4 protein-coding genes are annotated in these 6,732 nt (G+C 42.3%); all 4 read left to right on the top strand.

All coding sequences use genetic code 11. From position 1 onward, the window contains the following. The first annotated feature begins 541 nt into the window (after positions 1 to 541). The 4 genes from ilvD (FTT84_RS16355) to FTT84_RS16340 all read left to right on the top strand — a co-directional run bounded on the left by ilvD (FTT84_RS16355) (position 542) and on the right by FTT84_RS16340 (position 6,488). The gene (ilvD, locus tag FTT84_RS16355) at positions 542 to 2,371 is read left to right on the top strand and encodes a dihydroxy-acid dehydratase (RefSeq protein WP_180081869.1); all 1,830 of its coding nucleotides are present in this window, start codon (positions 542 to 544) and stop codon (positions 2,369 to 2,371) included. Positions 2,372 to 3,060: 689 nt separating this feature from the next. Beyond that, positions 3,061 to 4,746 (top strand): dihydroxy-acid dehydratase, encoded by a 1,686-nt coding sequence (ilvD, locus tag FTT84_RS16350; protein WP_180081867.1) that lies wholly within the window; start codon positions 3,061 to 3,063, stop codon positions 4,744 to 4,746. A gap of 151 nt (positions 4,747 to 4,897) precedes the next feature. Beyond that, positions 4,898 to 6,220 carry a hypothetical protein gene (locus FTT84_RS16345; RefSeq protein ID WP_180081865.1) on the top strand — a complete coding sequence of 441 codons (1,323 nt, stop codon included), beginning with the start codon at positions 4,898 to 4,900 and terminating at the stop codon, positions 6,218 to 6,220. Continuing rightward, complete coding sequence (locus FTT84_RS16340; RefSeq protein WP_180081863.1) at positions 6,201 to 6,488, top strand: chorismate mutase; 288 nt, start codon at positions 6,201 to 6,203, stop codon at positions 6,486 to 6,488. The genes FTT84_RS16345 and FTT84_RS16340 overlap by 20 nt, the downstream gene beginning before the upstream one ends. Positions 6,489 to 6,732 lie beyond the last annotated feature (244 nt).

Here is a 6,732-nt window from a genome sequence, read left to right as displayed (position 1 = left end):
CGACTCATAAGTGCTCGGTTATATGCGGGCCAATTGGTTGTGCGGTAGATTTTGTGTGCAGGCTTCTTCATTTGAAAATTATATCGCTGAAAAAGCCTTTACAGATAGGTTTGTGCAACAAAGCCGTATCTCTTTAAAAACGTTTAAAATTAAGGCAATAAAACCGATCAAAATGTTATTGAAAAAATGACTTAATTAAGCGTCTTAAATCAGCTTTTATATAACCCAATATTCAATATTTACTTATTTTAAATAAATTATATTTATATAAAATTTAAAAATTATTCATGAAAGTTTTGTATTGTCTCTACAGTGATGGCGGTATAGTAGATTTCAGTTAAAAGATTTTTGTCGTCAAATCAGCAAATTCAATTGATCGACCCTTCTGCCTATTACCAATATGAAAAGGCCATCTTTAAAAACAATGGCTTGGTGTATGATAGGGTTAAAATTTGACTGATTTAACATCATTGTCAGTATGATTTAGCCAGAATGACTCGCGTAGATTCATTTCAAGCTCAAACTTTGTTGGAAATATAAAATGCCTGACTATCGCTCAAAAACATCGACACACGGAAGAAATATGGCTGGCGCACGCGGTTTATGGCGTGCGACAGGGATGAAAGATGAAGACTTTGGTAAACCAATTATTGCCGTAGTGAACTCTTTCACCCAATTTGTACCGGGTCACGTTCATCTTAAAGACCTTGGTCAGCTTGTGGCGCGTCAAATTGAGCAAGCAGGCGGTGTTGCTAAAGAATTCAATACCATTGCGGTTGATGACGGTATTGCGATGGGTCATGATGGCATGTTGTATTCATTGCCTTCACGTGACTTGATTGCTGACTCAGTTGAATACATGGTGAGCGCGCACTGTGCGGATGCCATGGTATGTATCTCTAACTGTGACAAAATCACCCCAGGAATGCTAATGGCGGCTATGCGCTTGAACATTCCAGTGGTATTTGTATCTGGCGGTCCAATGGAAGCGGGTAAAGTTAAAATCCGCGGCAATGACAAAGCGATCGACTTGATTGATGCCATGATTGTAGCTGCTGATGATAACTACACTGACGAAGAAGTGGCTGAATACGAACGTTCTGCATGCCCAACTTGCGGCTCATGTTCAGGTATGTTCACCGCAAACTCAATGAATTGCTTAACAGAAGCATTGGGTCTGTCTTTACCGGGTAACGGTTCTACACTGGCAACACATGCCAACCGTAAAAAACTATTTGAAAAAGCGGGTCAATTAATCGTAGAAATTACTAAACGTCACTATGAACAAGATGATTACAGCGTATTGCCACGTGAAATGGTGACCAAAGCATCGTATGAAAATGCCATGACTTTGGACATTGCGATGGGTGGTTCAACCAATACTGTTCTTCACTTGTTGGCTGCTGCCAATGAAGCTGGCGTTGATTTCACCATGGACGACATTGACCGCTTATCTCGTAAAGTGCCAGTTCTGTGTAAAGTTGCACCTGCGAAAAACGATGTGCATATGGAAGATGTACACCGTGCGGGCGGCATTATGTCAATTCTAGGTGAATTGGATCGAGCTGGCTTACTCGATACATCTGTGGGCACCATACATGAAAAAACACTGAAAGATTCTTTAGATAAGTGGGACATCATTCGTACTGAAAATGAAGATGTATACCAATTCTTCCGTTCAGCGCCAGGCGGTGTACCAACGCAAACTGCATTCTCACAAGATCGTTATTACCAACGACTAGATGGTGACCGTGAAAATGGCGTGATCCGTAATGCTGAACATGCGTTCTCGAAAGACGGTGGCTTAGCTGTGCTTTACGGCAACATTGCGCTCGATGGTTGTATCGTAAAAACTGCGGGTGTAGATGATTCAATCTTGAAATTCAACGGTACTGCACGTGTGTTTGAAAGCCAAGATTCAGCAGTAGAATCGATTTTGGGTAACGAAATCAAAGCAGGCGATGTGGTTGTAATTCGTTATGAAGGTCCACGCGGCGGTCCGGGCATGCAAGAAATGCTGTACCCAACCAGCTACCTAAAATCGAAAGGTTTAGGTAAAGAATGTGCGTTATTGACTGACGGTCGTTTCTCTGGCGGTTCATCAGGCCTTTCAATTGGTCACGTTTCACCTGAAGCAGCAGAAGGTGGTGCAATTGGTTTGGTGGAAGATGGTGATTTAATCGAAATCGATATTCCAAACCGTACCATCAACTTAGCTGTTGATGACGCTACGATGGCAGCTCGCCGTGCAGCGCAAGAAGCCAAAGGTTGGCACCCAGTAGAAGAGCGTCCACGTAAAATTTCGAAAGCTTTGAAAGCGTATGCGATGCATACCACGAGTGCAGCGAAAGGTGCAGTACGTGAAATCTAAATTTTAGATTTCCAAATAAAAAAGCACTCCAAATGGGGTGCTTTTTTAATTTACATCTACATAACTTGCATTGGATACGAGGAAATGTCATCCGCAACTGTCTGAGGCAAACGGTAATTTAAAAGTGAATGTTTCTGCGATCATTTTTTTAGTTGCAAACAGTTGCCGAGTTTTGCGGATGACAAATGGTTTTGGTTACTTTTGCCGGAACAAAAGTAACATACGAGCTCCGAAAATTAGCTTTTATAGAGGTAAGACTCCGCTGTAATCAGCTTTTAAATGAAATAATGGGGCAATAATTCTAAGTTATATATTTCTTAATCTGATTAAAAATAATGTTTCTTGAAGCAACTAAATAAAATTTAATAATTAGTTGATGTCATTAAAATTCTAAAAAAGACAGCCTCGAATAGTAGCTATAATTTATATGGCTTTGTGTAGGCAATCCCTTACTTTTGAAAGATCAAAAGTAACAAAAATCTTTTGTTCTCCTGATATGGCATCCCTGCCATACAGGAAAACAGCGACTTCCATGTCGCTTTGTCATGTGATTGAATGGTATTGCATGCGCTAAAAATCTCTTTTGTTGGGATGTAATTTCTTTTACATACCGAGCGCTTTCTATACAATCAATTTAAAAGAATCCGCCAAAGCTGAGGCACGAAATCAGCGATCACCAAGGAACAACAATGAGTAAAAATAATATCCGCGAACATTCTGCTCCTGTTTATGAAGGCATTGAAAATGCCCCTGCACGTTCTATGATGCGTGCAACAGGTTTTGATGATGATGATTTTACTCGCCCCTTTATTGGTATTGCATCGACTTGGGCCAATGTCACGCCATGCAATATGCACATTGACGGCTTAGCGCGCGAAGCAGAAAGAGGTGCCAACGCTGCTGGCGGTAAAGGCATTATTTTTAATACTATTACTATTTCGGACGGCATTTCCAACGGCACGGAAGGCATGAAATATTCATTGCTGTCGCGGGAAATTATTGCCGATTCCATTGAAACGGTTGTGGGCTGTCAAGCCTATGACGGCGTGATTGCCATTGGCGGCTGTGACAAGAACATGCCCGGTTGTATTATGGGCTTGGCGCGTTTAAATCGTCCGGGACTATTTATTTATGGCGGCACCATCAAACCCGGTGTAGGGCATACCGACATGATTTCAGTCTTTGAAGCTGTGGGGCAGTATGCAAAAGGTGAAATTAACGAGATTCAAGTTAAACAGATTGAAGAAGTTTCACTGCCGGGGCCTGGCTCGTGTGGTGGTATGTATACGGCCAATTCTATGGCTTCAGCCATTGAAGCCTTAGGCATGAGTTTGCCGGGTTCATCGGCGCAAGAAGCAGTTTCAGCAGATAAAATTGAAGATTGCCAACGCGCAGGCGAAGCAGTTATGAATTTGCTGCGTTTAGATATTAAACCACGTGACATTATGACCAAGGCTGCTTTTGAAAACTCGATTAAAGTGCTGATAGCTTTAGGGGGTTCAACCAATGGCGTACTGCACCTGATTGCCATGGCGCATACAGCAGGAGTTGAACTGTCTTTGGATGATTTTGTACGGATTGGTAAAGACATTCCCGTGGTCGCAGATGTGCGTCCATCCGGTAAATATTTAATGTCGGAACTCATCGCGATTGGCGGGATTCAGCCATTGATGAAACGTATGCTGGATGCCGGTATGCTCGATGGTTCTTGTTTGACGGTAACCGGTAAAACTTTGGCGGAAAACTTAGCAGATGTGCAGGATTATCCTGAAGGTCAGCAGATTATCTTGCCGTTTGATGCACCGATTAAAAAAGATTCGCATCTGGTGGTGCTCAAAGGCAACTTGTCACCGACTGGCGCTGTGGCAAAAATTACTGGTAAAGAAGGGCTGCATTTTGCAGGGCCTGCGCGGGTATTTGAGGGTGAGCAGGGTGCCATGCGCGGTATTTTAGATGGCGAAGTACAAGAAGGTGAAGTGGTGGTGATCCGCGGTGTTGGGCCGAAAGGCGGGCCGGGTATGCCGGAAATGCTAAAGCCGACCTCTGCTATTATTGGCAAGGGTTTAGGGGCCTCGGTTGCCCTAATTACCGATGGCCGCTTCTCTGGCGGCAGTCATGGATTTGTTATTGGGCATGTGACACCGGAAGCTTATGAAGGCGGCCCGATTGGTTTAGTGCAAAATGGTGACCAAATTTCAATTAATGCCGAAACCCGCGAAATGACGTGGCAGGTGTCTGAAGAAGAAATTTCCAAACGCCGTGCAGCTTGGGTCAAACCGAAACCAAACTATACTTATGGTGCTTTAGCTAAATTTGCAAAACTCACGACGGGCGCAGAAAAAGGTGCGGTCACTGATCTAAATCTGGACGTCTAATCCATTGTTAAACGTTGAACATTTTGCCTTGAGTTGATATAAGTTTTGCACAAGACTTATATCTGCGGCAAAACATCTTCATAATAAGATGTAAACACCCTAAATGTGCTGACAGGGCTTAGCACGACCACATTGTTGAGGCAAAAAACGCATGTCACTGTTACGCCGTTGGTTCGATCCAATCCGATCGAGTTGGTTCTATCAGAAACCGACCCGACAAGCGGTGTTACCCACGGACCAAGGCTTAAGTGTTTATCTTCGACTGGATGATGTCTATAGCTATTTGGCGGCGCAGCAGTTACCACAGCTCGAAGAAATTCTCAGTGATGAGATTAAACCGCTGAAAGTGATTATTTCCAGCCAAGCAGCAGAGCCCCCCAACCAAATGTCAGCGGTTGAATGGCAGCAGTATTGCCTGAATGATGCCAAGATCTTATCGCGTCAGCATCGATTTAGTTTTCATGACACCCCAGAACAGCCACCACAAGAAGCACTAAAACAGGCTGAAACCATTCTAAAAAACACGCCACTGCGCGGCCAAGATTTTCTCTATTTACTTGAAGATGTGTTTCATATGTTGTGGCAAAAGCAGTACGGCAAACTGCGTACACTATACGCCATGGCGAGCCGTCATCATCAAGCCCAAAATTTCCCTGAACGTATTTTTAATGATGAGCCAATTTTGTCGGGTTACTTCGAATTTGGTGAACGTAAATATCATTCAGTAGATGATTTACTGCGTTTAACGCGCCGGTTAAAACAACAAAAACTGCTGACCGATAACCCAATTTTTATGATTAATCATATTGAATGGCGTGAGCATTTAATTAGTGATGCCGAAGAGTTGAATGAAATTCAGGGGCTAGATCCTGAGTTAGACCTGTATATTGCCATGGAAGATCCGATTTCATGGCTACTGCTTGCGTATATTCGTGAAGAACTGGCAGCCTATTACAATATTCATTTAAATGTGTATCCATTGTCATATCATGGTCGTGATTTGTTTGACTGGAGCCTTGCAACGCGTTTATCTAAAAGGACTGAAGTTAAATTCACACCATTTTGCCGTCCGACAGAGGCAGCGACGTTGCAAATGACCCAGCTATATTACAGTGCGCCGGAAGAGCAGCGTGTCGATGTGATGCATCGTATTTTGCAGGCAGTGTGGACCAAAGGTCGTGATTTATCCTTTAAGCCGCATTTTCAAGCGTTACGGCAGGAACTCGATATTGCTGAATTAAGCAATGAAGATATTGGTATCAAATTACAAGAAAACGATATGCACTGTGAGATGAAATCTCAGCCAGATTTTCCTGTGCTCGAACTGCGCATTGCAGGGCAAAGCTATGTATTTAATAGCTTATACCGCGTATGGATGATTGAAAGTATTTTCAGTAATGTGTTAGAAGAGAAGTATAAAAGTGAAAACACCGCTGAAAGTGAAGCCAGAGAAGATGAAGAAAGAAAAAGTTGAGTCATTAGAGCAAGCCCGTGCACAGATTGATGTGATTGATCAGGGGATTATTGAGCTCATTGCAGCACGTCAGTTTTATGTCGATCAAGCGGTGCGTTTTAAGCGTTCAGTTCAAGATGTTCAATCACCAGAACGTGTCGAAGCGGTGATAAGTAAAATGCGTCTACAAGCCATAGAGCACGGTGTAAATGCAGATATTGTGGAACGTTTATACCGCGATATGATTCAGCATTTTATTCAACGTGAGTTGAAAGAGATTCGACCTTAATTTTTTAGTTTTTGAGATTAGATCAAATTTATTAATGTTCTTTTTTAATATCACCAATTGAAAAATAATGATTTGATTTACATTTTGAAATTTTATTAATTTTTTTATTTGTTATTCTTTATCAAATGGAGCGTAAAACTCTGTCCTTCAGGTCAGAGATATAAGCGACACGACATGAAGTGTCGTTTGATTTAACTAAGGACTATTTTCCTTGAGTTTTGATTGTTAATATAAGTACATGAAA

Origin of the sequence: Acinetobacter sp. YH01019, assembly GCF_013420285.1 — a bacterium.
In the GTDB taxonomy this organism is placed as follows: domain Bacteria; phylum Pseudomonadota; class Gammaproteobacteria; order Pseudomonadales; family Moraxellaceae; genus Acinetobacter; species Acinetobacter gandensis.
This window is presented reverse-complemented; position numbering and strand designations above follow the sequence as displayed.